The sequence below is a fragment of the Streptomyces sp. NPDC020884 genome (assembly GCF_044333935.1).
GTDB lineage: Bacteria > Actinomycetota > Actinomycetes > Streptomycetales > Streptomycetaceae > Streptomyces.
Genome location: NZ_JBIRRY010000002.1, coordinates 508,333 through 531,586, shown reverse-complemented (window position 1 = coordinate 531,586; position 23,254 = coordinate 508,333). Strand labels below are relative to the sequence as shown.

Below are 23,254 nucleotides of genomic sequence, written 5' to 3'. Positions count from 1 at the left end.
TCTATGCCATGATCGCTGAGCCGGAAGTTCGGCGTCCCACCCCTCAACCCGCACGGTTCAGAAGGAAGTTGTCACGCGCATGTGGAAAATTCTTCAGTGGATGTGGTGACCCCGCGCGGCCCCGGAGGCCGTGTCACCAGCGGTTGATCCGCACCGCCGACGTACGGTCCGGCGCCCGAGCGAACCTCAGGCGCCGGTTCCTCTCGTCCGCTCCAGCAGCAGCCGCCGCATCTTCTCCGCCTCGGCCTCGCAGCCCAGGCTCCGATACACCTCCTCGGCCCGCCTCGCGTACTCCTGGATCGCTTCGTCGCGCTGCTCGGCCAGTGCCGTACGCGCGAGCCCTTCCAGCGCCCGCGCCGCCGCCGGACGGGAGCCCGTGCGGTCGGACAGCAGTAGCGCCTGCCGGTAGGCCTCCGTGGCCGGTGCCGTCCGGGCCGCCGCCCGGTGCACATCGGCCACCCCGAGCAGGGCCCGAGTGCGCTCGTAGGGGCTGTCGATCCGCCGCGCGACCTCCTCCGCCAGCGTGAAGTGCAGCAGCGCCCCCTCGCCGTCGCCGTTCGCGGCCTGGGCCGCGCCGAGGCTGATCAGGGCGTTCGCCTCGCCCAGCGCGTCCCCCCGGGCGCGGTGACTCTCCAGCGACCGCCGGAACCCCGCCAGCGCCCGCGAAGTGTCCCCCATGGCCTGGTAAACCGTGCCCATGTTCGTCTCTAATATGGCGATTTCTCTTGCTCCGCTGTGCAGGCCGGCCAGCACCTTCGACCGTTCGAGGTGGTCGCGGGCGTGCTCGATGCGCCCCTGGATCTGGTGGATCTCCCCGATGTTGTTGTGCGCGCGGATCTGCCCCAGCAGGTCGCCCGTGCCCTCGTGGATGTGCAGCGTCCGGCGCGCCCGTCCCAGTGCCTCGTCGTACCGGCCCTCGTAGTACAGCGCCGCCCCCTCGACGTTGAGGCAGTCCGCCTCGCCGTGCGGATCGCCCAGGTCCCGGTAGAGCGCCAGGGCCCGCGCCACCATGCGCAGCGCCGGGCCGGTGTGTCCCGCGGCCAGATGCGCTCGGCTCGCCTGGAGCGAGCTGTCGGCGCACCCCGCGGGGTCCTTCAGGTCCTGGAACAGGGTCAGCGCCTCGCCCGCGCAGCTCAACGCCTCCCCGGGCCCTGTCTGCGCCAGCACCTCCGCCGCCTCCACCAGCGTCTGCGCCAGGAGTGCCGGGTCGCTCCGCGAGCGCAGCGCCTCCACCGCCGCGCCGTACAGCTCGTTGGTGATGTCCCAGCTGCCCCAGATCCTGAGCGAGGGGGCCAGCGCGTGCGGGAAGGACGCCGCGTACTCCGGGGCCTCCGCTGCCGCGGTGCGGGCGGCGGCCAGCAGGTTGGCCCGCTCGGCGCCCAGCCAGGCCGCCGCCTCCTGGGCGTCGCCGAACGAGACCGCGTACGCCGACGCCTGCACGGGCTCGATGGCCCTGCGGCGCGGATGGGTGAGGCGGTGGGCCCGGAACGCGGAGACGAGGCCGTACCCGAGGAGCCGGCCGACGGCCTCGCCGCGCGCTTCCTCCGGCTCCTCGGCGATGCCCATGCGCAGCGCGAACGCCCGCGTCAGATCGTGCAGTTGGTAGCGTCCGAGCGCCGGCTCGGTCAGCAGATGGCAGTCCAGCAGCTCCTCGATGCCGCGTTGCACGCCCCCGTCCCCGACGGGCCCGGGGGCGCTCCCCGACAGGGCGGCCGCGGCCGCCGCCGTGATGTCGGCCCCGGGGTGCAGCGCGAGCAGCCGCAGCAGGCGGCGCGTGCCGGGCGACAGCTCGGCGTACGAGAAGCGGAACGCCGAGACGAACACCTCCTCATCGGGTCCGTCCAGGGGACCGCCCGACTGCGCGAGGCGCTCCAGCAGATGGCGCAGGTCCCAGATCTCCCGGTGCCGGAAGCGGCCCGCGAGCAGCGTCGTGGCCAGCGGATGGCGGTCGCAGGCCTCCACCAGCAGCTCCAGCGCCGCCGGGTCGCGGGAGGTCCGGGCGGTCCCCGCGATCCGGGTGAACAGGGTTGCCGCCTCCCGGGCCGACAGCGCGTCCACCCGGACGGAGACGGCCCCGTCCAGCGCGGAGAGCCGGTTGCGGCTCGTCACGATCGCCAGGCAACCGGGCGACCCGGGCAGCAGCGGACCCACCTGGGCGGCGTCCCGGGCGTTGTCGAGCACGACCAGCACCCGGTGGTGCGCGGTCCACTCCCGCCACGCGGCCGCCCGCCCGTCGAGGGTGTCCGGCAGCGCCTCGCCGGTCCCGGCGGCCTGTAACAGGAAGGCCAGCGCCTCCGCCGGGTCGACGGGCCGCCGTCCGCTGAACCCGTGCAGATCGACGTACAGCTGACCGGCCGGGTAGTGCTCGGCCAACCGGTGCGACGCGTGCACGGCCAGAGCGGTCTTGCCGATACCGGGCATGCCGTGCAGCACGGCGAGCGGCAGCGCGTACCCGTCGGAGCCGGCGATCCCCTCGCGCAACAGCGCCAACTCGGCCGCCCGGCCGGTGAAGTCCCGGGTGTCGCGGGGCAGGTTGTTGCGGCCCGGGTGGCCGGAGGGGGGCTGCGCGGCCGGGGCGGCGCTGGGCGTCGGGGGAGTGGGCGCGGCGGGGACGGCGCCGGACGTCGGGGGAGTGGGCGTGGCCGGGGCGGGGGCCGGGGACCGGACGGTGGCGGCCTCCGTGCGGGGCCCCGTCAGACCCCGGTCCTGCTCCAGGATCCGCTGGTGGAGCGCCCGCAGGCCGGGCCCCGGCGCCATGCCCAGATCGTCCCGCAGACGGGCGTGCGTCATGCGGTACAGCTCCAGCGCCTCGCTGTGCCGGCCGCTGCGGTGGAGCGCCAGCATCAGGGAGCCGACCACCCCCTCCGACAGCGGGCTCTCCGCCGCCAGCTCCCGCAGCTCGCCGATGAGATCGGCGTGCCGCCCCAGCTTCAGCTCCAGCCGGATGCGTTCCTCCCGGACATGGCGGTGGTCCTCCACCAGCCGGGCGCGCACCGACGCCGCCCACTCGCCGGAGCTCTCCGTCAGCGGTTCGCCCCGCCACATGCTCTCGGCGGTCCGCAGCAGCCCGATCGCCCAGTCCGTACGCCCCTGTTCCGCCGCGACCGCCGCCTCGGAACGGAAGCGCTGGAAGCGGTTCAGGTCCAGATCGTTCTGATCGCGCATGCGCAGGCGGTACAGCCGGGGCTGCACGAGGTCCACCCGTACGAGCGGGCCCACGGCGTCGTCCAGATGGCGCCGCAGCTTGGAGAGGTAACTCTGGAGCGTGGTCGGCCCCTTGGGCGGGGGCTCGTCGCCCCAGACCCGCTCCATCAACGTGTCCACGGCGACCGGCTCCCCGCGCGCGTGCACCAGAACCGCGAGCACGCAGCGGTGTTTCACCGAACCGAGCGTGTGCTGCTGGTCTCCGTGCCATAGTTCCAGAGGTCCCAGAGCAAGAAGATTCATCGCGTCCCCCGACAGGTGCCCCACTTCCTGCCGCCACCGGCAGCCTCCGCACGTCTGTGCGGAACAGTCCACTGTTCCCTGAGCCATCGGTCAGGACCAGAGCGCACAGGGGGCGTGAGCAGGGCGCACAGCGCGGCGCACGGCCGCCCGCAGCCGGAAGGCAGGATTCCTGCAACCCCCCTGTCCACCTCGGGGGGCAGAAGCGTCCCGGGCCGCCGTCGACAGCGGCCCCCGCGGGCCCTCCGGTCCACGGCGACGGAATCGGGGACTGATTCGGATGAGCCTGACCATGCCGGACGCGCACCGGCTTCTTGTGCCGGTGCGCCTGGACGTCGAACGCTGGACCACCCGCCGCACCCGCAGGAAGGTCCTGGTCGTGGTGCACACCGTCACGGCGGGGCAGCGGCTGCTCGAAGCCGTGCGGCTGCTGGAGGGCGACACCCGGGTGCAGGTGTTCTTCACCCAGGCGCCCGATGTGTTCAGCCACGGGGTGGACCACTTCCTGGAACGGCTGGGCGGACTGGTGCTGCCCTGGCACCAGGCGATCCAGATGCCCTTCGACCTGGCCCTCGCGGCCGCCCACGGCGGACTCCCGGAACTGCACGCCCCGGTGATCGTGCTGCCGCACGGCGCCGGGCACAACAAGCTGGTCCCCGCCGGGCAGCGCGGCCGCCGGGTCGCCGCCCGCGGGACCTACGGACTCGACCGGCAATGGCTGGTCCAGGACGGCCGGTTGGTCCCCGAGTCGATCGTGCTGGCCCACCACGAGGACCTGACCCGCCTCGGCCGCGAATGCCCCGAGGCGCTGCCCGCCGCCGAGGTGGTCGGCGACCCCTGCTTCGACCGGATCATGGCAAGCCTTCCGCAGCGGGCCCTCTACCGCGCCGCCCTGGGCGTCGGGCCGCGGCAGCGACTGGTGACCGCCTGCTCCACCTGGGGACCGGGCTCCTTCCTGAGCCGGCAGTGGGAGCTGCTGGAACGGCTGGTCGACGAACTGCCCAGAGAGGACTTCCGGGTGGCCCTCCTGCTCCACCCGCACGTCTGGAACGCCCACGGCGAATGGCAGGTCCGCAGCTGGCTCGCGCGCCTCGCACGCTCCGGGCTCCAGGTGATCGGCCAGCACGCCGACTGGGTGGGGGCGCTGGTCGCCGCCGACCACATCGCGGGGGACCACGGCTCCGTCTCGCTGTACGGGGCGATGACCGGAGCCCCGGTCTTCCTGGGCGACGTCCCCGAAGGGGAGCTGGACCCCGGCTCACCCGCCGCGGAACTGGCCTCCTTCGCGCCGCGCCTGCACACCGACCGCCCTCTGGTGCGCCAACTCGCCCGTGCCGCCGCGGCCTATCCCGCGCGACGCTACGAACAGGTGGCGGCCCGGATCACCTCGGAGCCGGGGAGGTTCGCCGTCCGGATGCAGGCCCTGATCTACCGCAAGCTGCGGCTGCGCGCCCCCGCCGCGAGGCCGCGCACCGACCACGCGCCACTGCCGGTGACGGCACGTCACGACGAACGGGGAGCCGGCTGATGAACGCGACGACCGTACGGCTCACCGAGGACGTCCCGCAGCGCGGAGTCCGCCGGGCCCGCGCCGCCCTGTCGCACCCGGACCGCCCGCTGCCGGTCGTCGACGAGCACCTGCGCGTCCGGCTCCCGGCGCCGCACCCGATGCCGCTCCTGGCGGACGCCCTGGTGTCGGAGGCCGCGGCTCTCCCGCCGTACGAGGACCCCGCCCGGTACGCCGCCGAACTCGCCGACTGCCACCCCGGGGCCCTGGTGGTGGCCGTGTACCGAGGGCCGCGCTGCTGGCTGCGGCTCGGCTCCCGGCCCCGGCTGCTGGTCCGCGAACCGGGGTGGCCGGTGCAGCCCTGGGCCGTCTGGGCCTCGGTCGCGCACGTCTGGCTGGTGGCGGGTCTGGACCCGGCCGCGTTCGATCCGGCCGCCGTACGGGTCGTCAGGGCAGTGCGCGGCTACGCACCGGACCCGCCGGGGTCCTCCGCGTTCGATCCGGCCTCGGTACGGGTCGTCAGGGCAGTGCGCGGCTACGCACCGGACCCGCCGGGGTCCTCCCCGGACGAGCCCGCCCCTGGGGACGGGGCAGGCGGGGACTCCGCTCCCGACGGCTCCAGCGCGTCGAGCCGGGCCGCCGCCACGACCGCCTCCGCCGCCCCCGACCGGCCCAGCGACGCGTACCGGGACAGCGCCTCCCGGTAGTACTGCCGGGCCTGTCGTGGCTGCCCGCGCCGCTCGGAGAGCTGGGCCAGTCCTCCGAGCACGTGGGCCGCCTCGAACCCGGCCGCCTGGGCCCGCAGCGCGGACAGCGCCGCCGACAGCTCCGCCTCCGCCCGGTCGAGCCTGCCCAGCCCCACACAGGCCCGCCCGGTCAGGCCGGCCGCCCGCGCCGCGTTGTACGTGTCGCCCGCCGCCTCCAGGGCGAGGCGGGCGGCTTCGGCGTCGACGGCGGCGTCCGCGTACCGCCCCCGGGCCAGGGCGACGTCCGCCAGATTGAACCGGGCCAGCGCACCGGCCCGGAGGTCGCCGAGACCGGGCAGCTCGTCGGCCGCGCGGGCGAACAACTCGGCCGCGCTGTCCAGCCGCCCGAGCCGCCGGTGGGCCAGACCCCGGTAGTTCAGCGTCCGCGCGTGCCCGAGGGCGTCACCGCGCTCGGCGAAGGAGACGGCGGCCCGCTCGAACATGGCCAGTCCCTCGGCGGCTTCGCCCGTCTCCAGCCTTCCCAGGGCGCCGGAGGTCAGCATCCTGCGGAGCGCCTCACCGTTCCCCTCCTCCTCGGCGGCCCGCAGGCCCTCCTGGTGTGCCTCGATCCACTCGCGATACAGCCCGCGCCGCGGGAACAGCGGCCACAACGCGTCGGTCAGCTGCCAGGCCAGCTCCGGAGCGCCCATCGCGCGCGCGTGACGGACCACCGCCATCAGGTTGGGCAGCTCCCGCTCCAGCCAGTCCAGCGCCGCGTCGGCCGCCGTCTGCCCGGCGACCGGTTCCACGTCCTCCGCCACGACGGACTCCGGCTCGACCCCCCGGCCGAAGTCCCGCTCCAGGGAGGCGCGTCCGGGCTCGATGAGCTGCTCGGCCCGGCAGGCGCCGGCGAGGTAGTGATAGCCGATGCGCAGCAGCGCGTCGGCCCGCTCCTCGCCGCTGCCGTCCTGTGCGGCCCGCTCGGCGGCGTGCAGCCGCACCAGATCGTGGAACCGGTAGCGCTCGCCGCCCGACGCCTCGGCGACATCGACGAGGAGATTCGCGTCGTGCAGCGCGTCGAGCGCTTCGACCGCGTCCCCGCCCAGCAGCGTCCGCGCCAGCGGGACCCCGAACTCCCGGCCGGGGTGGAGCCCCAGCAGCCGGTAGAGGCGGGCCGCCGCAGGGGGCAGGCCCTGGTAGGAGAGGTCCAGCGCCGCCCGCACGTCGTGGTCCCCCTCTATCGCCAGTGCCTCCAGCCGCTCGCGCTCCTCGGACAGGGCCCGGACCATCGTGGTGATGCCCTGCCGAGGGCGGGCCGCCAGGCGCGCACCGGCGATGCGCACCGCGAGCGGCAGCCCCGCGCAGAGCACGACGAGCGCCCGCGCCTCCTCGGGCTGGGCGGTGACGCGGCCGTCGGCGAGGGTCGCGTCGAGCAGCTCGACCGCCGCGTCGGTGGACAGGGGCTCCAGGTGGATCACATGGCCCCCGTCGAGGCTCAGCCCCGGCATCCGCCGTCGACTGGTCACCGCCGTCACACACAGCCCGGCCGGTAACAGCGGCCGCACCTGGGCCGCGGTCGCCGCGTCGTCCAGCAGCACCACGAGCTGCCGGTCGGAGGTCAACGACCGGTAGAGCGCAACCCGTTCGCCCAACGCCGACGGCACCTGGCCGGCGGGGACGCCCAACGCCCGCAGGAACCGGGCCACCACCTCGCCGGGGTCGGCAGGACCGTCCGGAGCCTGCGCGCCCAGGTCGGCGTACAGCTGACCGCCGGGAAAGTGCGGGCGCAGCGTGTGCAGCCAGGCCAGCGCGACCGCGGTCTTCCCCACCCCGCCCAGCCCGCTCACCATGGCCAGCGTGGGATGCCCGTCCTCCCCGGCCCGGTGCCGGTGCGTCTCCAGGGCGTCGATCTCCTTCGTGCGGTCGGTGATCCGGACCGCGGGCGGTAACTGCCAGGGCGGCGGCATCTCCTCGCGCGCCGCGGGCCCGGAGACATGGATGCCGCCCTGCACGCTCCCCGCCTGCACCACGAAGCCGTGCACCGTTCCGCTCAGGTCGTTGGCGTTGGTGCTGTGCTCGTGCCCCCGCATGCGTCCCCCTCCGGACAGCCGAGTACCGGCTTTCACCAGACATCCTTTCCGTACAGGCGCTCGATACCCGGGCCCACGGCGACGGGCTGCGGACGGACCGGATCCCTTCCGACCGGATCCGTTCCTGGCATATGCCTGAGGTATAGACGCGCCTCTCGAAGCGACGGTACGTGGCCCCTACGCCGCCACGGCCCCTTCGCGCGTTCTTCGCCCGCCCAACCACCCCTTGTGTGGCCGCAGTTCGACCGGCGGTCCGCGTGTTCGGGCGGCCATGCGGGGAGAACTTCACGCGTCGGGCCACCGCTGCCCCCGGCCACCCCCTAAACTGCCGAACGCCGCGACTGGCGCGTGCCCCGGCAGGGGCGCTCCGTGGAACCGACCACGAGGAAGCGGCACACCCCGGGCCCGCCCGGGGCGTCATCTCCGGAGGGCCGTCCGCCTGGGCATCCGGGTCCACGCCGCGTAGCGGCCGACCCGGAAGGACTTCTTCCATGACCACCCGGCCCGTAACCGACACCGCCGCCACCCCCGCCACCACGCCGCGCCATCCGGCCCTCACCGCCTCCGACCCGGAGCTGGCCGCCCTGATCGGCGCGGAGGAACGGCTCCAGGCCGACACCCTGCGCCTGATCCCCAGCGAGAACTACGTCTCCGCCGCCGTGCTCGAGGCCTCCGGCACCGTGCTCCAGAACAAGTACTCCGAGGGCTACCCCGGCAAGCGGTACTACGAGGGCCAGCAGGTCATCGACCAGGTCGAGACGCTCGCCGTCCGCCGCGCCGAGGCCCTCTTCGGAATGGACCACGCCAACGTCCAGCCGTACTCCGGTTCCCCGGCCAACCTCGCCGCCTACCTGGCCTTCCTCCAGCCCGGGGACGCCGTCCTCGGCATGTCCCTCCCGATGGGCGGCCACCTCACGCACGGCTGGGACGTCTCGGCCACCGGCCGCTGGTTCCGCGGAGTCCGGTACGGGGTCCGCCGCGACACCGGCCGGATCGACCTGGACGAGGTCCGCGACCTGGCCCTCGCCGAGCGGCCCAAGCTCATCTTCTGCGGCGGCACGGCCGTGCCGCGCACGATCGACTTCGCCGGCTTCGCGGAGATCGCCGCGGAGACGGGCGCCGTCCTGGTCGCGGACATCGCCCACATCGCCGGCCTGATCGCGGGCGGCGCGCACCCTTCGCCGGCCGGACACGCGGACGTCGTCTCCACCACCACCCACAAGACCCTGCGCGGCCCGCGCGGCGCGATGCTGCTCAGCACGGCCGAGCACGCCCGTGCCATCGACCGCGCGGTCTTCCCCGGCCTCCAGGGCGGCCCGCACAACCAGACCACGGCCGCCATCGCGGTCGCGCTCGGCGAAGCGGCCACCGCCGGGTTCTGCTCGTACGCCCATCAGGTCGTGGCCAACGCCCGCATTCTGGGGGAGGAGTTGGCCGCCCGTGGCTTCGACCTGGTCTCCGGCGGCACCGACAACCACCTCCTGCTGATCGACCTCACGAACAAGGACATCCCCGGCAGGACCGCGGCCAAGGCCCTCGACCGTGCGGGCATCGTCGTCAACCACAACGCCGTCCCCTACGACCCCCGCAAGCCCTTCGACCCCTCCGGCATCCGCATCGGCACCCCCGCCCTCACCTCACGCGGCCTTCCCGCCTCCGCCATGGCCACGGTCGCCGCATGGATCGACGCGGCCGTCGAAGCGGCCCGCACGGGCGATGAACCCGCGCTCAAGAAGGTCCGGGGAGAGGTGAAGGACCTGATGGACGGGTATCCGGCACCGGGGTTGCCGGTGTTCTGACCCGCGGAAGCAGGAAGGGCCCGCCGGCCGTCCCGTCGGCGCCCCTTCGCCCGCGCCCGTCGACCCGTGAAGGGGGCTCCGCGGCCAGGTTCTTCCTCACGTCTCCCCGTACCCGAAGGTTCAGTCGACCCGATTCGTGAGCCTTACGGGTTCGCCGAGAGCCGAGGCCGCCCCGTCCAGATCCGCCATCCGGGCCGAGAGCGTGGCCTCAGCCAACCGAGGAGGGAGAGCCGCGTTGAACTTCAGCCCAAGGAGAGCACGGGGGTCCACTACCGGGAGGCACAGGCGCTCCCCTGCGTCGGACTTCGCCCGATGCCATTCCTGCGGCGTGAGATCTCCGCGGAGCCGTACATACATGTCGGTGGGCCGCTGAAGAGGGTCGGATACCGATGCGAGCGTGGCTGCCAGCGTCGCGTTCGCCTTGTATCCGGCCCAGGTCCACCAGCGAACGTTCGTGTCGCGGCCACCACGCAGCAGCAACGTGCCGGCGGGGTCCACCAGTTCCTCCCCCTTGGCGCGCAGCTGCCGCAGAGCGCCGTCCGCGCGGCGCGTGAACGCAACCCGTGGTGTCGCGCCGAGCATGACCTCTCGTGCCGCTCGGGTCAGCGCGTAGGACGACGTACGGGAGAGGCCCACGCCGCCCCAGCGTGCCTTTCCACCGCCGTCGGTCGGTTCGACGAAGCAGCGGCGGCGCGACCAGTCGATGTAGGTCACCTGCCAACTGCGCCCGGCGAGCAGGAGGCGACGTGGGCCCGCGACCCGCTCCGTCAGCAGGACAGGGTCCGTCGTACCGATCTCCGTGCGTCCGGTCAAGACGGTGAACTCCGGGGCGGCGGTGAAGACAGCGGTCAGGTCCATGAAGTGCCGATATCCGAAGCGCTGTTCCGCTTCGGGCCCGATGAACAACAGACCGGTGTCACGGTTCAGGAAACCGGCCTCCACCAGATGCCGTACAAGGGGCTCGGACGCGGGACCGAACAGGCCGAGCCCGCCCCACCACTCCTGCCACAGGCGGTCTCCCACCCGCTGTTCCTGAAGACAGAGCGCGAGGATCTGCTGGGCGACGATGTGCCGGGGTTCCGGCGGAGGGACAATGGGCTCGACCCAGCCGCGTGTCCACAGCAGCAGAAGGGCGGCCGCGGACAACAGTGCCGCCTCGTCGAGGGTCAGGAAGAGGCAGTTGCGCTGGGATCCGGGCCTGCGACCGGTACGACCGAGGCGTTGCAGGAAGGACGCCACCGTGCTCGGTGAGTCGATCTGGACGACGCGGTCGAGGTCTCCGACGTCGATCCCGAGTTCGAGTGTGCTCGTGGAGACGATCACGCAGTCGCGGGCGTCGCTGAAGGCCTCCTCCGCACGTCTGCGCTCGTCAGCGGAGAGCGAGGCGTGTGACAGAAAGGTGATGACACCCTTGGCGCGCAGACTCTGCCCGAGCTCTTCGACCTGTTTGCGCGACTCGCAGAACACCAGACGCTTCTCGCCCCGGTGCAACGCGGCGATCACCGTGGCCGCGTTGGCCAGGGAACCCACGTAGTCCAGTTGGACATCGCCGGCGGGGGCGGTCTCCGAAGGAGCGGATGAGGGTGTCACCGCGGAGGGTGCCTGGGGAGCGATCACCCGTGCACCCTGATCGTCCAGCTCGTCACGACCGCGTGCTCCTCGCAGCCACGTCAGCAACTGCTCCGGGTTTCCCACGGTCGCCGAAAGCCCCACGCGCTGGACAGGCCGGCCCGCTACGCGTTCCAGCCGTTCCAGCAGGGCGAGCAGGTGCCACCCCCTGTCGTCGCCGGCGAAGGCGTGCACCTCGTCCACCACGATGCCGCGCAGACCGGAGAAGAACGCAGTGTGGTCGACGTTGACACTGACCAGCATCGCCTCAAGTGACTCCGGGGTGGTCAGCAGCACGTCAGGACGTTCGCGAAGGATGCGCTTCCTGCGGGTCTGGGCCACGTCTCCGTGCCAGAGGGCCGCGGTGCGTCCCAGCCAAGAGGTGTAGGTCTCCAGTCGGGGCAGCAGGTTGTTCAAGAGGGCTTTGAGCGGACAGACGTAGAGAAGGGATGTGCCGGTCCACCTCTCCCGTTCCATGCGGGACAGCAGGGGAAAGCACGCCGCTTCGGTCTTGCCTCCGGCGGTGGGTGCGAGCAGCAGGGCGTCCGCGCCGCCGGTCAGCGGCCCGATGGCCTCCTCCTGGAGGGGCCGCAGCCCGGCCCAGCCAAGGGTGTTCACGATGTGATGGACGAGCCCGGGGTGAAGCAGATCGAGAGGATCGGTGGACTCGGCAGGTCCGGACGGCTCGCTCATGGAAGGTCCAGCTCGATCTCGTCGGCGTCGGCGGCCGCCGCGTTGCGCTCGATGTCGCTCATCTCGTTGGAACTCATGGTCAGCGCGTAGTGCTGACGCGGATCGAAGTCGTCGAACTGGTCGACCCGGTCCAGGACGTCACCGACGAGCTTCTTGAGGAACAGCCGGGGCGCGACGCCGACCCGGCCTCCGAGAGCCCCGCCCACCGCGGCGGCCAGCTCCGAGATGTACGCGTCGTCCACGACGGCCTTGACCCGTCCGGAATCGCCGGCGCCGTCCGCGTACAGGTCACGGATCGTGGTGCCGAGGCCCACCAGGGACGCGTGGGTGAAGCCGGGAAGCCGCACCTGCACGGCACGCGGGTTGTCGAAGCGGGGGTCGGTGGTGAAATCGGTGGCGAGCCGTTGCGCCAGCGGTGCCAGACGCTGCACACCCTGCTGGCCTTCGAAGAACGCGGGGGTCCCCGTGATCAGCAGGTACAGGCCGGGAAAGCGCCCTGAGTGCACCTCGTCGATGAGCTGGCGCAGAGCGTTGAGTGCCTTGTCCCGTGCGTCCGAGCGGACCCGCTGGAGTGTCTCCACCTCGTCCAGCACGACAAAGAGGCCCTTGTGCCCGGAGTCGCGCAACACGGTGAGCAGGCCCTGGAGGAAGCCGAAGGCCCCAAAGTGGTCGAGGTCGCCGCGGACTCCGACGGCCCTGCGGGCCGAGGCGGCCACATGCGGCTGGCCTCCCAGCCAGGCCAGCACGGCGGCCGCGGTTCCTTCGTCACCGGAGGTCAGTGCGGTGCGGTAGCCGCGGAGCGCGGTGGCGAAGGAGGGGGCGTGCCGGGACACCTCGCTGAGCCGGGCCGCCAGCAGCCGTTCCACCTCCCCCGCGAGATCCTCCTCGGCGGCGCCCGCGGACAGCGCGTCCTCCTCCAGCGCGTAGAACCAGGCGTCCACGACGGGGCGCAGCGCGCTCGGGGGAAAGCCGGAGGTCGTCAGGCGCTCGGTCAGACGGCGGTAGACGGTCTCCAGTTTATGCAGGGGCGTTTCGGTCTCCGAAACCTGGATCTCGGCCACGGCGAAGTTGCGGCGCTTGGCCCGCTCGCCGAGCCACCGGGTGAAGAAGGTCTTGCCGGACCCGTATTCACCCCGCACCGCCTTGAAGACCGAACCACCCGAGGCCGCTGTGTCCAGTTCGGCGTCGAGTGCCTCCTCGAACCTGCCGAGACCGGTGGCGAGCAGGTCGAGCCCGCTCTCGGGGACGGCGCCCCGGCGGAGGGCGTCGATCACCTCGCGGCGGCGGGCGGCACTGACGGAACCGGTGCGTTCGAGGCGGTCGTTACTCACCCTGCCAGTCTCGCATCCGACCGAGTTCGGCGAAGATGCGGCTGAAAATCGCCTCAGCGGATCATCGGGAGGGCCGAATGATTGACACCGGCGCTATTGCCTTGCTCCTATTATCAGTTGCATAGTTTCGGTCGAAGGTGGGGAATAGGCAGCGTGGCGCTCGACAATCCGGACCTCAAGGACGTACTCAAGGACGTCACATCCGGCGCACTTCAGTTGCCGGACTTCCAGCGGGAGTGGAAGTGGGACGACGAGCGGATCAGGGCGCTCATCGCGACGGTGACCCTGAAGTACCCGCTCGGCGTGGTGATGGCGCTGCACACCGGAGGCGCGCCCCAGTTCAAGGCCCGAGCACTCAAGGGTGCGGAGGACGGTGAGACACAGGTGCCGGATCTGCTGCTGCTGGACGGGCAACAGCGGCTCACCTCACTTTTCCAGGCGCTGCACCAGGACAAGCCGGTGGAAACCGTCGACGCTCGCGGCAAGAACCTCAAGCGGTGGTATTACGTCGACATCGAGAAGGCGGTAGGTCCCGCGGCGGACCGGGACGACGCGATCGTCTCGGTGCCCGAGGACCGCATTCTCAAAAGGGACTTCGCCCGTCGGCCGGGACGGGATCTCAGCTCCGTCGAGCTGGAGTGCGCAGCCGGCTTCTTTCCCCTCCACTACGTCTTCGACACGCAGCGGGTAGGCGCCTGGCAGCAGGAGTTCGTCAAGAATCCGGCCAACTGGCCCGTCTGGATGAAGTTCCAGGAGCAGGTACTGCACAACATGCTGTCGTTCGACGTACCGATGATCAAATTGTCCGCCACCACCACGATGGACGCCGTATGCGCGGTCTTCGAGCGCGTCAACACGGGCGGCGTGCCGCTCAACGTCTTCGAACTGCTCACCGCCACCTACGCGGGCAATCAGGCACATGCCGAGAAGCATGGCGACTACTACCGTCTCCCGGACGAGTGGCACGGGATCAAGAAGAAGCTCACCTCCGCCTATCCGGTCTTCGGCCGACCAGAGGCAGGGCCCGACGACGGCCTGAGCAGCAGCGACTTCCTCCAGGCCGTCGCCCTGGTCCGGACCTGGGAGGCCAAGCGGTCGGGCCGCAGCATCTCGGTGTCCTGCAAGCGCCGGGACCTGCTCGAACTGCCGCTGGAGGACTTCCGCCGGCTCGCACCGAGGGTGGCGGAGGCATTCGCCTGGGTGGGGGGTTTCCTGCGGCGCCAGTGCATCGTCCGCACAGCTGACCTCCCCTACCGCACACAGCTGGTGCCCCTCGCGGCCGTCCGGGCTCTCATCGGCGACGAGACGGACAGCCCGGGAGCGGACGACCGGATCACGCAGTGGTACTGGTGCGGCGTGATGGGGGAGATGTACGGCGGGTCGACCGAGAGCCGCTTCACCCGTGACGTTGAGCAGCTGGTCAGCTGTATCCGCGAGGACGGCAGCGTCCTGGTGCCCGACACCGTCGCCGAGGCCGCCTTCCTCTCCGACCGGCTGGACACGCTGACCACCCGCAACAGCGCTGCGTACAAGGGCATCTACGCCCTTCTCATCAAGCAGGGCGCGGTGGACTGGTACTTCACCGACGGGCCGCTGGTCCCCGACCGGCTGGTGGAGCACGCGGTGGACGTTCGGCCGATCTTCCCCAAGGAGTGGATCACGAAGAACCACCGGGGCCGCGCCGCGCAGGCCAACTCGATCGTCAACAAGACCCCCCTCTCCCTGCGTGCCAGCAAGAGCATGACGGGCCCCCCGCACGCCTACCTCAAGACGCTCACGCTGGAGTCGGGAGTGCGACCGGAGTGGTTCGGCGACGTCCTGGTCACGCATCTCGTCGATCTGACCGCGCTGGAGACCGACGACTTCGAGACGTTCTACGAGCACCGTGCCAAGCGGTTGCTCGCCCTGGTGGACTCGGCCATGGGCAAGCGGACCGTCTTCCGCGACGCACAGGACCGGTGAGCGCCGCCATGCCCCAGCACCCCACCGAGGCTGAACTCCGCGCTCTCAAGGGCCAGCAGATCCCTGTGCTGCGCCTCCTGGCGCTCTTCGGCGCCCGCCTGCGGAACGAGCTCACGGTCCCGCTCATCGAACAGGCACTCAAGGATGCCGGTCTGTCCACCCTCCCGGACTTCGCCACCTGCGGCAGCGGCGCTGACATCCAGATCGTGGCCCGCGCGGCGGTTCCGGATCCCCCCGAGCCATCCGAGGAGGAGCCGGAGGAACTGCCCGGCGGCGGGCTGCCGCAGAACCCCATCAGGATCGGCGACATCCCGGCCGCCGTGAGCGGTCTGTGCTCGGTGACGCCGGACAAGAAGCTCTCCGAGGTCACGTATCTCATGCGGAGCAGGAACTACTCGCAGATCCCCGTCATCGAGGCCGGCTCGATCCTGCACGGCGTCGTCACCTGGCGATCGGTGGTCAAGGCCTACGAGAAGGTGAACCACCCTGGCCTGCCGGAAGCGCTCATCGACCCTCCCGTCGTCGAGGCGCACCACGACTTCTTCTCTCTGCTCCCACGGGTGAGCGAGGAGGGATATCTGCTGGTCCGCGCCAACAACGGATCGTTCAGCGGCATCGTGACCGCGGCGGACATCACCGAGAGGTTCGGTGCGACCGCCTGGCCGTTCTTCGTCATCGGGGAGATCGAGTTCCGGCTGCGCAAGTGTCTCGGCGCGAAGATCGGCCCGGACGCGATCCGAGCCGTCCAGCCCAACCAGGCCCGGATGCAGACGGGCCTGATCACCGACCTGATGTTCAACGGCTACGTGAAGCTGCTGGACGGCGAGCAGCAGAATCCGGTGCTGCGCGCGAAGGCCGACGAGAACTGGAAAGCCCTCGACTGGCGCATGAACCGCATCCAGTTCGTGCGTCAGCTCGACCGCGTCCGGGTCATCCGTAACAGCATCGCGCATTTCGACGCCGAGCCGCTCACAGCGCGTCTGAGTGACGAACTGCGCGGCTTTCTCCGTATCCTGCGCGAACTCACCTGACGGACAGCGAGTGCCGGGCCGTGACGGCCCGGCACCCTGCCCCGGGTTACCGCAGCTCGAACTGCTCCCGCAGAAGCGCCTCGTCCAGTCGTAGCGTCCGGCCGTCCGGCAGCGCCTCCAGCACCTGCGCGCCGTCGAAGTTGAGCAACTGCCGCAACACGGCTCCGAAACCGTCCGCCCCACTGGCGCGCACACCCGCTCGCTGCGCCAGTGCTGTCACCGGCAACGTGCCTCCGGCGTCCAGCAGGGCCCGTATCGCCTTCTCCACCTGGAGCAGGTTGGGCTTGCGGGCCAGCACCGTGACCTGCGTGGCGAAGAGTTCGGACGCGAGCAGGTCGTCGACGAGGGCGTCCTTCGGCACCACCAGCCCGACCGAGAGCAGCGTGCCCCCTTCCGCGGGCGTGCTCGGGGTGAGCGCTACGTCGAACAGCGCGTCCGGGCCCTTGTCGGCCTGCGGCTGCGGCTTCCTGCGCTGGACCGGTTTGAGCGGAGGAGGAGCTACCGCTGACGTGCTCGTGGCCGGTCGCGGGTCGAGCGACCACCACGGCGGCTGCTGGCTGCCCAGCTCCCGCCAGCCGCCGGGCGGCTGGGCCCCGAACGGCAGGAACGCCAGTACCGGAATGGTGACCTCGGCCAGGGATGCGCCGCCGTGGTAGCCCGCCCGCCGGTCGGTGTAGCGGGAGTCGGCGTCCCACAACGCCACGATCGCACCCCCCGGTTCGGGTGCGAGGACCCGCGGTCCGGCCAGCCGGATCTCCGCGTCGCCCACCGGCCCCCCGGCCACTCGGTGCCGGGCCGAGAGCGGACTGTCCGCGTCGGTCCGCACTCCGTGCCGGTCCACGACGTGGCCGTGATCACTGGTGAGGATCACCGCGCGACCCTGCTCGGCGGCCAGCCGCAGCAACTGCCGCAGCTGCGCTATGTCGTTCAGTCGCCAGCTGCCGTCCCCCAGCTTCTGGTCACCGGCCAGCCTGTCGTCGACGGTGTTCAGCACCACCGCGACATGGGTACGTTCCCCGGCCAGCGCGTCACGCAGCCCCGCCCCGAGGGTGCTTCCGCTGCTCTCGCTCCGCAGATCGTCCTTGTGGAACACCGCGACATCCGCGCCGCCCCAGAAACGGTGGCCGGGGAACAGCCGCTTCTCGTCCGCCTGGGTGCCCGACATCAGCCGTGCGGCGAACAGGGAGGTCCGGGAGACCGACGTGACGGTCGGAAGCGCCGCGGCCATGCCCCGGCGCCGGGGCATGCCCTTCGCCCTGGGCAGCGGGTCGTACTCGACCCAGTGTTCGCGCAGTTCCTCACCCAGCTCGGAGGCGATCGCCGCGCTCATACCGTCCAGGACGAGCAGCAGGACACGGCGCTCCCCGGCCTTCACCACCGGCGCGACCACCGTCGGCAGGAACGTCTCGACGGTCAGCATCGTGCCGGGATCGGTGCCGTTGGCCGTCCAGGTGGCGAGGAGGCCGGCGAAGCGACGGTCGATCTCGCGCCGCTGTTCGCGTACCGCGCCACAGAGGGTGTTGTAGGCGGAGGTGAGCGAGGCGGCGGGGTCACCTCCGGCCTCGATGTGGTCCAGGGCGAGGTCGACCCAGCCGGTCTCCGCCATGTGGCGGCCGATCCCGGCTTCGACGTGCGGACTCTCCGGTTCCGGCCCGGTGGCCAGCCAACGGGTCAGCCGCTGGGCCATCACGACCCGCTGGATACGGGTCCGGGCGTCGGGATCAGCTGCCTGCCGGTGCTCCTCCAGCGCGGCCACGGCACCGCTGATGCCCTCGTGGCCACCGTCGGACAACGCCCGCCCCGCCGCGTCGAACAGCGCCTCCAGTCCCTCTGCGAGTACGGGACTCGTGCGGGCGGCCCGTTCCACACCGAACTGGCGAACCAGCGAGGAGGCCCGGTCGAGCGTGGAACCGGCCAGGCGGCGTGCCTGCGCCGCCGGGTCCGGGGCACCAGTGCGCCCGGTCAGCAGGAGCCCGGAGACGAACTCCTCGCAACACCGTCCGAAGGTCGCCGCCATCGAGTCCAGTGCCTCGCCCCGTACGGGCGGCTCCTCGCCGAACCAGCGTTCGGCCCGCCCACGGGCCCGGTAGTCCTCGGCCTCGGCCCCGGGGCTCGCCCACAGCGCGGCGCAGACCAGCCCGAACGCCACGGCGTCAGGCCCGTGTCCGGCGTCGACCAGAGTGATCAGGGCCTTCCCGGCAGACCCGGTCCGGTCATCCTTGCCCAGGAAGTCCGCCAGCCCGTCCCGTTCCGGTCTGCGCAGGGCCAGCAGCCGTTCGGGACCGCCGGGCGTCAGCGACCACCGGAGCAAGGTGTGCACATCGAGGGTGTCTACACCCGCGAGGGTATCCGGCGGACCCTCCGCGGCCGGATCGCCGCTGCCTTCCGGCTCGACCGACGCACCGGCGTCACCGTCGCCCGGGTCGCGGTCGGGGTCGTACCGACCGATGCCCAGCCTGCGCAGAGCGAGCGAGGTCAGAGCGGTGGAACGGGTGAGTATGCCGCCCCCGAGCTGCGGCCAGCCCCCCGGCGGGCTGGCATCCAGCAGCGCTTCGGCCGCCCAGTTGTCCTGTTCGAGACGCGGGTCCCTCCCCCTGGCGGCGAACGCCTCCCGCACGACGTCCCAGGTGTCGACCGCGTTCACCCGCTGCTTGTGCACCTTCGCCAGCAGGTCGGGCCCGAGCTCCGCCTCCTCCTGGTTGGTCAGGACCACCAGGACATCGGGCCCGGCGGCCGCCGGGCGCTGGTGGGCGAGGACCAGTTCGTACGCGGCCAGCGGAGAGGGGGCGCCCACCACCACGGCCCGGCGTTGCTCGCCCCAGGTCAGCGGGGACGGGCCGTCCCACACGGGCTCGGCCCGCAGCAGCACCGCCCGCCGCTTGCCCTGGGTCAGGCCCCCGGACTGCGAGGCCAGGTACTGGGTCACGGTCGCCGTGTTGAGCCGCACCGCGCCGGCCGCGGTGTTCGTCGCACCGGCCATGCCGGTCGTCGGCCGGGTCATTCCACCACCCGCCAGGTGATCTCGACCGTCGCGTCGGGCTCCGCCGCGGTCAGCCCCGCGAGTTCGGCCTGCAGTTCGGCGATGGCGCGGGCTGCCGTGGTCCGTCCTCCTCCCGACCGACGGGGAGCACGCCCCGGCAGCGGGTGGGTCGTCGGGACCGGAGGCCGGTTCGTTCCCGTGTTCAGGTCGATGTCGTTCGGTGTGGCGGGCCGGTCGGCCGCGGGGGCGGTGGTCGGAGGGGGAGCCACCGGTGTGGCCGGCTGGCTCCGGTCGATCACCGCCACGAGTGCGCTCCGAGCCTCGCCGAGCGCACCCTTCAGATCCGTGGTGCGCTGGTCGGCACGGGCTGCTCCACGCAGCGACTCCAGGACCGCCTCGCCCGCCGCACCGTAGTTCGGGGCGAGCCGCAGCATGTCCCAGGCAGCTCCTGCCAGAGCCGAGGCCACCGCCTCGGCCTGCTTGACCGACGCCCCGTACCGTCCCGCCGACACCTCACCGAGGTCGAAGCCGGCGAAGCCGGTGATGATCTGCTTGGCCCCCGCCGAGCCTCCGGCAGACTCCCGCTCCAGCGCCACCAGCGAGTCGAGCAGGTCCCGCGATCGGCGGGCCAGCGCGAGCCGGCCGCCTTCGTCCGCCTCGTCCAGGCCGAGCAGCACGGAGCGCTTCTCGAGCTCCCGTACGAGGTCGGCCGCGTGCGGCTGGTAGGTCCTGGCCTGGTGGCCGATCCGCCGGGCGAACAGGCCGACCATCCGTCCGCGCCGCAGCTTAGGCGGCTGCTCCCCGAAGATCTCCCAGAACCGTTGTCCGGCCTCTTCCCAGACAGCTTCGTCCGGGAGCGGCTGGGAGCGGAGTGCGTAGACCGGCTTGACGGCGGACGGCTCGGGCGCCGGGTCGAGCAGAGAACCGCTCTGCACCCACACCCGGTCGTCCATCTCCGCGTAAGCGGCGATGACCAGGTGCGCCAGCAGCGGATCGAGCCCCATGGGCGCCGGCCGGTCGATCCACTCGGTGAGCTGGACGACGCTCAGGTCACCCGGGCCGCCCTCGGTACGGGCCTGGAGGCCGAAGTGGTCCACCCACCGGTTGGAGAGCCGGAAGTACGCCTCCTTCTGCTGCCCGAGGCCGAGCGGCGTGCCGATCCGCCGCATCGCGGACCGGTCCTTGGCCGGAATCTCCGCCTGCCGGTCGCCGGCCTCCGTCGCCGCCCGGATGTGCCCGAAGACCGTGCGGACGTCGGAGGACCGCACCGCCGTACCGGTGTTCTCCGGGTCCAGGTCGGGGTGGGCGGGGAACTGGTGGGCCAGCAGCTTGTCCACGACATGGCGGATCCCGGCATGCAGCGACATCCCGATGGACACCCGCAGCCCGGAGACGTCCGGCAGCGGCTCGAAGTGCTCGTTGAACGACACGTCGACGTCGCTCGGCTTCTTGTCCGCACATCCGTAGGCCTGCTTGAACGCGGCCTTCACCGCCTTGGTGAGTGAGTCCCGCTGACCTTCGAGCAGCCCCTTGGCACGGGCCCGGTTGTCGGCGTTGAGGTGCCGCGCGTACACGGTGTCGAAGCGCCGCTGGTCCGCCAGCGCGTAGTCGATCACGACGAGCCGCTGGAAGTCCTTGAACCGGGCGGCGGACAGGTGGGTCGGAATCCAGGCGACGGTCCGGGGCCGGGCCCCGGGAAGGGTGCGCAGGGTGCCCATCCGGTTGGCGTCCTCGACGGGACCCGACTCGCCCTCGTGGTAGGGCAGGTCCAGGACGATCCGCCACAGCCCGTCCTGACCGGGCGAGAAATCGTGGTCGGGGAAGTCGTCGGCGTCCGCGATGTTGCCGAAAACCACCTCCGCCGTGCGCTCCGATCCTCGCCAGACGAGCTGCAACTCGTCCGCGACCAGACGTTCCTGGAGCGACAGCCCCAGCTCCTCGGCGAGCAGCCGCTTGGCGAGGGCCCGCCGGTTGGACGAGCTGTTGTTCACGTCGGCGTTGGCGATGACGGAGTCGACGTCCACCCCGGCCAGCTCCAGCCGCACACCGGGATTGGCGTCCGTGCCGGTCGCCTTGATCTCGGCGAACCGCGAGGCCCACTCGTCGACCTTCGTCCTGATCACCCCGACCTCCGCACCAGGGATGGGGGAGAGGACCGAGCCGTGGTTCAGGGCTCCGAGCCGCCGGATGGTCAGGTCCCGCAGGGCGGGCACGCTGGGCGCCAGCGCGGACAGCAGCAGCGTGCACATCAGCCGGTCGTCGCCGATGAAGCCCCTGCACCGGTTGGCCAGCTGCGGATCGGTGATGGTGTCACGACGGTGCCGGTAGCGCTCGATGTCTTCCTCGGTGATCTCGTACGTGGCCAGCAGGTGCGGGCGGAGCTTGGCGCGGTACAGCTTGTCGGCCGCCTGGAACTCCACCTTCAGACTGTCCACGAACGGCTTGTCCCCGCCGTCCGCGATCACGGGATACAGATCGCCGAGCGGGATCAGGTTGTCCAGGGTCGCGGAGTCGCGGTGCGCGGCCAGGAGCTGCCCCATCAGCTTCAGACCCGTACGGGACCGCTGAAGAGCCGAGGAGATGTGCACCAACGTGTCCATGAACGCGGGCGTGAAGGGATACGTCAGCCGGAACGACTCCTCGTCCGCGCCCGTCGTCCCCTCGTCCGACCCCAGCAGCACGTCCCACACCTGGGGCCCGACCCGCTTGATCTTGGCGAACGCCGCGTCCAGCTTCGCGGCTGCCTCCGGGTTCCTCGGCGACAGCAGCCGGGCATGGGCGACCTGGGGCAGGTTGCGGTCCTCCAGCGTGATCGTGTCGAAGCGCCCCGAGGCGAGTCGCAGACTGTCCTGGATCGCGGCCTCGGCAGCGCCGGAGATCTCCTCGCCGACCAGTTCTCGCAGGTCACGCTGGCGGGCGATGAACGACACGATCGGGACCGCGCGCCGGGAGTCCGCGCCCTCCACGAAGTTCGTGATCTTGTCCGCCTCACGGGAGACGAACTTCTGGTCGTGCACCCGGTTGGCGAGCCACAGAATCAGCTCGTCCATGAAGAGGATCAGCCCGTGGTAGCCGAGCGACTTGGCGTGCTCGGCGATCACCGCGAGGCCGGCGTCCAACGAGATGAAGCCGTGCTCGTCCTCGGCGGCGTTCCGGGTGAAACCGGGGAACCACGTGGCGCACGCGTCGTGCACGAGTTTGGCCCGCAGCTCGGCGGGGGTGCTCGGGTTGACCAGGTCGGGAGCGGCCTCGTCCCCGACCAGTTCAACGGCCGCGAGCGCGGTGGACAGCAGCTCGGGCGTCCACGCGAACTCGTCGCCCCAGTCATCCCCGTCGCCGTCTGAGCCCTCGGTCCCGGCTTCCGAGTCCGCCCCGGCGAGACCCCGGATGAAGGCCGCGTCACCCATCCGCTCCCGGTGGGAGTGGATGTCCTGGAAGAGGGCGTCGGTCCGGTACACCTGCGGGGTCGGGGCCTGCGGATGCAGCTTCTTGACGTGGCTGACGTACCCGCCGAGCACCCGCTGCTCCAGGGACTTGGCCCCGAGCATGTGGTAGGGCACGAGCAGGAACTTCTTGCGGTCGCCGCCCAGCCACTCGTGCTTGCCCAGGACCGGGTCGAAGTCCCTCCGCGCCCGTGCGGCCTCGTCCCCGCGCAGGAGCGCGTGCAGAACGGCCATGAAGTGTGACTTACCGGAACCGAACGAACCGTGCAGATACGCGGCCTTCGAGGTGTGCCCGTCCAGCGCGGCCTTGATCAGTCCGAGGGCCTCGTCGAAGTTCTCCAGCAGACGTTCGGTGACGACATAGTTCCCCAGCGCGTCCGCCGCACCGTCCTCGGTGACCGCCTCGGCGAGCTTGAGCACGTAGTCGGAGGTCGAGATGGATGTCTTGATGTGGAAGACATCCCGGAGGAGGGGGGCCGTGGCGGCTGTCGGGGCCATCTCTGTCTCGCTTCTCCTGGATTTCCTGCGTGTGCGGCGATCGGGCGTCCCGCCGCGGGCGGCTGCGCGCACGCCTGCGGGCCCGGCTCCGATCGTATCCGGCTGGGAGGACTGCGCGGCGGGGCGGGAGGGAGGGCTGAGGGGCCGGGGCCCGATGGCCTTCCGCCGCCCTCTCCGCCATG

At 71.7% G+C, this 23,254-nt stretch carries 10 protein-coding genes; 4 read left to right on the top strand and 6 right to left on the bottom strand.

Annotated elements, in window-relative coordinates:
* Nucleotides 1–186: 186 nt before the first annotated feature.
* Nucleotides 187–3,447, bottom strand: coding sequence for a BTAD domain-containing putative transcriptional regulator (locus ACH4UK_RS09105; RefSeq protein WP_398355379.1), 3,261 nt, complete (start codon nt 3,445–3,447; stop codon nt 187–189).
* 277 nt (nt 3,448–3,724) lie between these two features.
* Between ACH4UK_RS09105 and ACH4UK_RS09100 the strand changes: the two genes are divergently transcribed.
* Nucleotides 3,725–4,972, top strand: coding sequence for a hypothetical protein (locus ACH4UK_RS09100; RefSeq protein WP_398355378.1), 1,248 nt, complete (start codon nt 3,725–3,727; stop codon nt 4,970–4,972).
* 514 nt (nt 4,973–5,486) lie between these two features.
* On the opposite strand, the gene ACH4UK_RS09095 is transcribed toward ACH4UK_RS09100, so the two are convergent.
* Nucleotides 5,487–7,727 carry an ATP-binding protein gene (locus ACH4UK_RS09095; protein ID WP_398355377.1) on the bottom strand — a complete coding sequence of 747 codons (2,241 nt, stop codon included), beginning with the start codon at nt 7,725–7,727 and terminating at the stop codon, nt 5,487–5,489.
* Nucleotides 7,728–8,218: 491 nt separating this feature from the next.
* Here ACH4UK_RS09095 and glyA point away from each other — a divergent pair, with 491 nt between their 5' ends.
* Entirely contained in the window at nt 8,219–9,526 is a 1,308-nt protein-coding gene (gene glyA, locus ACH4UK_RS09090; protein ID WP_398355376.1) for a serine hydroxymethyltransferase, read from the top strand.
* Nucleotides 9,527–9,646: 120 nt separating this feature from the next.
* On the opposite strand, the gene ACH4UK_RS09085 is transcribed toward glyA, so the two are convergent.
* Both ACH4UK_RS09085 and brxD read right to left on the bottom strand, forming a co-directional pair.
* Nucleotides 9,647–11,827, bottom strand: coding sequence for a DEAD/DEAH box helicase (locus ACH4UK_RS09085; RefSeq protein ID WP_398355375.1), 2,181 nt, complete (start codon nt 11,825–11,827; stop codon nt 9,647–9,649).
* Entirely contained in the window at nt 11,824–13,158 is a 1,335-nt protein-coding gene (brxD, locus tag ACH4UK_RS09080) for a BREX system ATP-binding protein BrxD (RefSeq protein WP_398355374.1), read from the bottom strand. The genes ACH4UK_RS09085 and brxD overlap by 4 nt, the downstream gene beginning before the upstream one ends.
* Before the next feature lie 153 nt (nt 13,159–13,311).
* Here brxD and ACH4UK_RS09075 point away from each other — a divergent pair, with 153 nt between their 5' ends.
* Together ACH4UK_RS09075 and ACH4UK_RS09070 are read left to right on the top strand one after the other, a co-directional pair.
* Nucleotides 13,312–15,120 (top strand): DUF262 domain-containing protein, encoded by a 1,809-nt coding sequence (locus tag ACH4UK_RS09075; protein WP_398355373.1) that lies wholly within the window; start codon nt 13,312–13,314, stop codon nt 15,118–15,120.
* An 8-nt stretch (nt 15,121–15,128) separates the two neighbouring features.
* Entirely contained in the window at nt 15,129–16,151 is a 1,023-nt protein-coding gene (locus ACH4UK_RS09070; RefSeq protein WP_398355372.1) for a CBS domain-containing protein, read from the top strand.
* Nucleotides 16,152–16,197: 46 nt separating this feature from the next.
* Here ACH4UK_RS09070 and pglZ read toward each other — a convergent pair whose 3' ends face one another.
* Nucleotides 16,198–19,152 (bottom strand): BREX-2 system phosphatase PglZ, encoded by a 2,955-nt coding sequence (gene pglZ, locus ACH4UK_RS09065; protein WP_398355371.1) that lies wholly within the window; start codon nt 19,150–19,152, stop codon nt 16,198–16,200.
* Complete coding sequence (locus tag ACH4UK_RS09060; protein WP_398355370.1) at nt 19,149–23,072, bottom strand: phage resistance protein; 3,924 nt, start codon at nt 23,070–23,072, stop codon at nt 19,149–19,151. The genes pglZ and ACH4UK_RS09060 overlap by 4 nt, the downstream gene beginning before the upstream one ends.
* Nucleotides 23,073–23,254 lie beyond the last annotated feature (182 nt).

Bases quoted from the DNA above. Each gene is read 5' to 3' on its own strand.
- ACH4UK_RS09105 (WP_398355379.1), bottom strand. From the start codon at position 3,447: ATGAATCTTCTTGCTCTGGGACCTCTGGAACTATGGCACGGAGACCAG.
- ACH4UK_RS09100 (WP_398355378.1), top strand. From the start codon at position 3,725: ATGAGCCTGACCATGCCGGACGCGCACCGGCTTCTTGTGCCGGTGCGC.
- ACH4UK_RS09095 (WP_398355377.1), bottom strand. From the start codon at position 7,727: ATGCGGGGGCACGAGCACAGCACCAACGCCAACGACCTGAGCGGAACG.
- glyA (WP_398355376.1), top strand. From the start codon at position 8,219: ATGACCACCCGGCCCGTAACCGACACCGCCGCCACCCCCGCCACCACG.
- ACH4UK_RS09085 (WP_398355375.1), bottom strand. From the start codon at position 11,827: ATGAGCGAGCCGTCCGGACCTGCCGAGTCCACCGATCCTCTCGATCTG.
- ACH4UK_RS09070 (WP_398355372.1), top strand. From the start codon at position 15,129: ATGCCCCAGCACCCCACCGAGGCTGAACTCCGCGCTCTCAAGGGCCAG.
- pglZ (WP_398355371.1), bottom strand. From the start codon at position 19,152: ATGACCCGGCCGACGACCGGCATGGCCGGTGCGACGAACACCGCGGCC.
- ACH4UK_RS09060 (WP_398355370.1), bottom strand. From the start codon at position 23,072: ATGGCCCCGACAGCCGCCACGGCCCCCCTCCTCCGGGATGTCTTCCAC.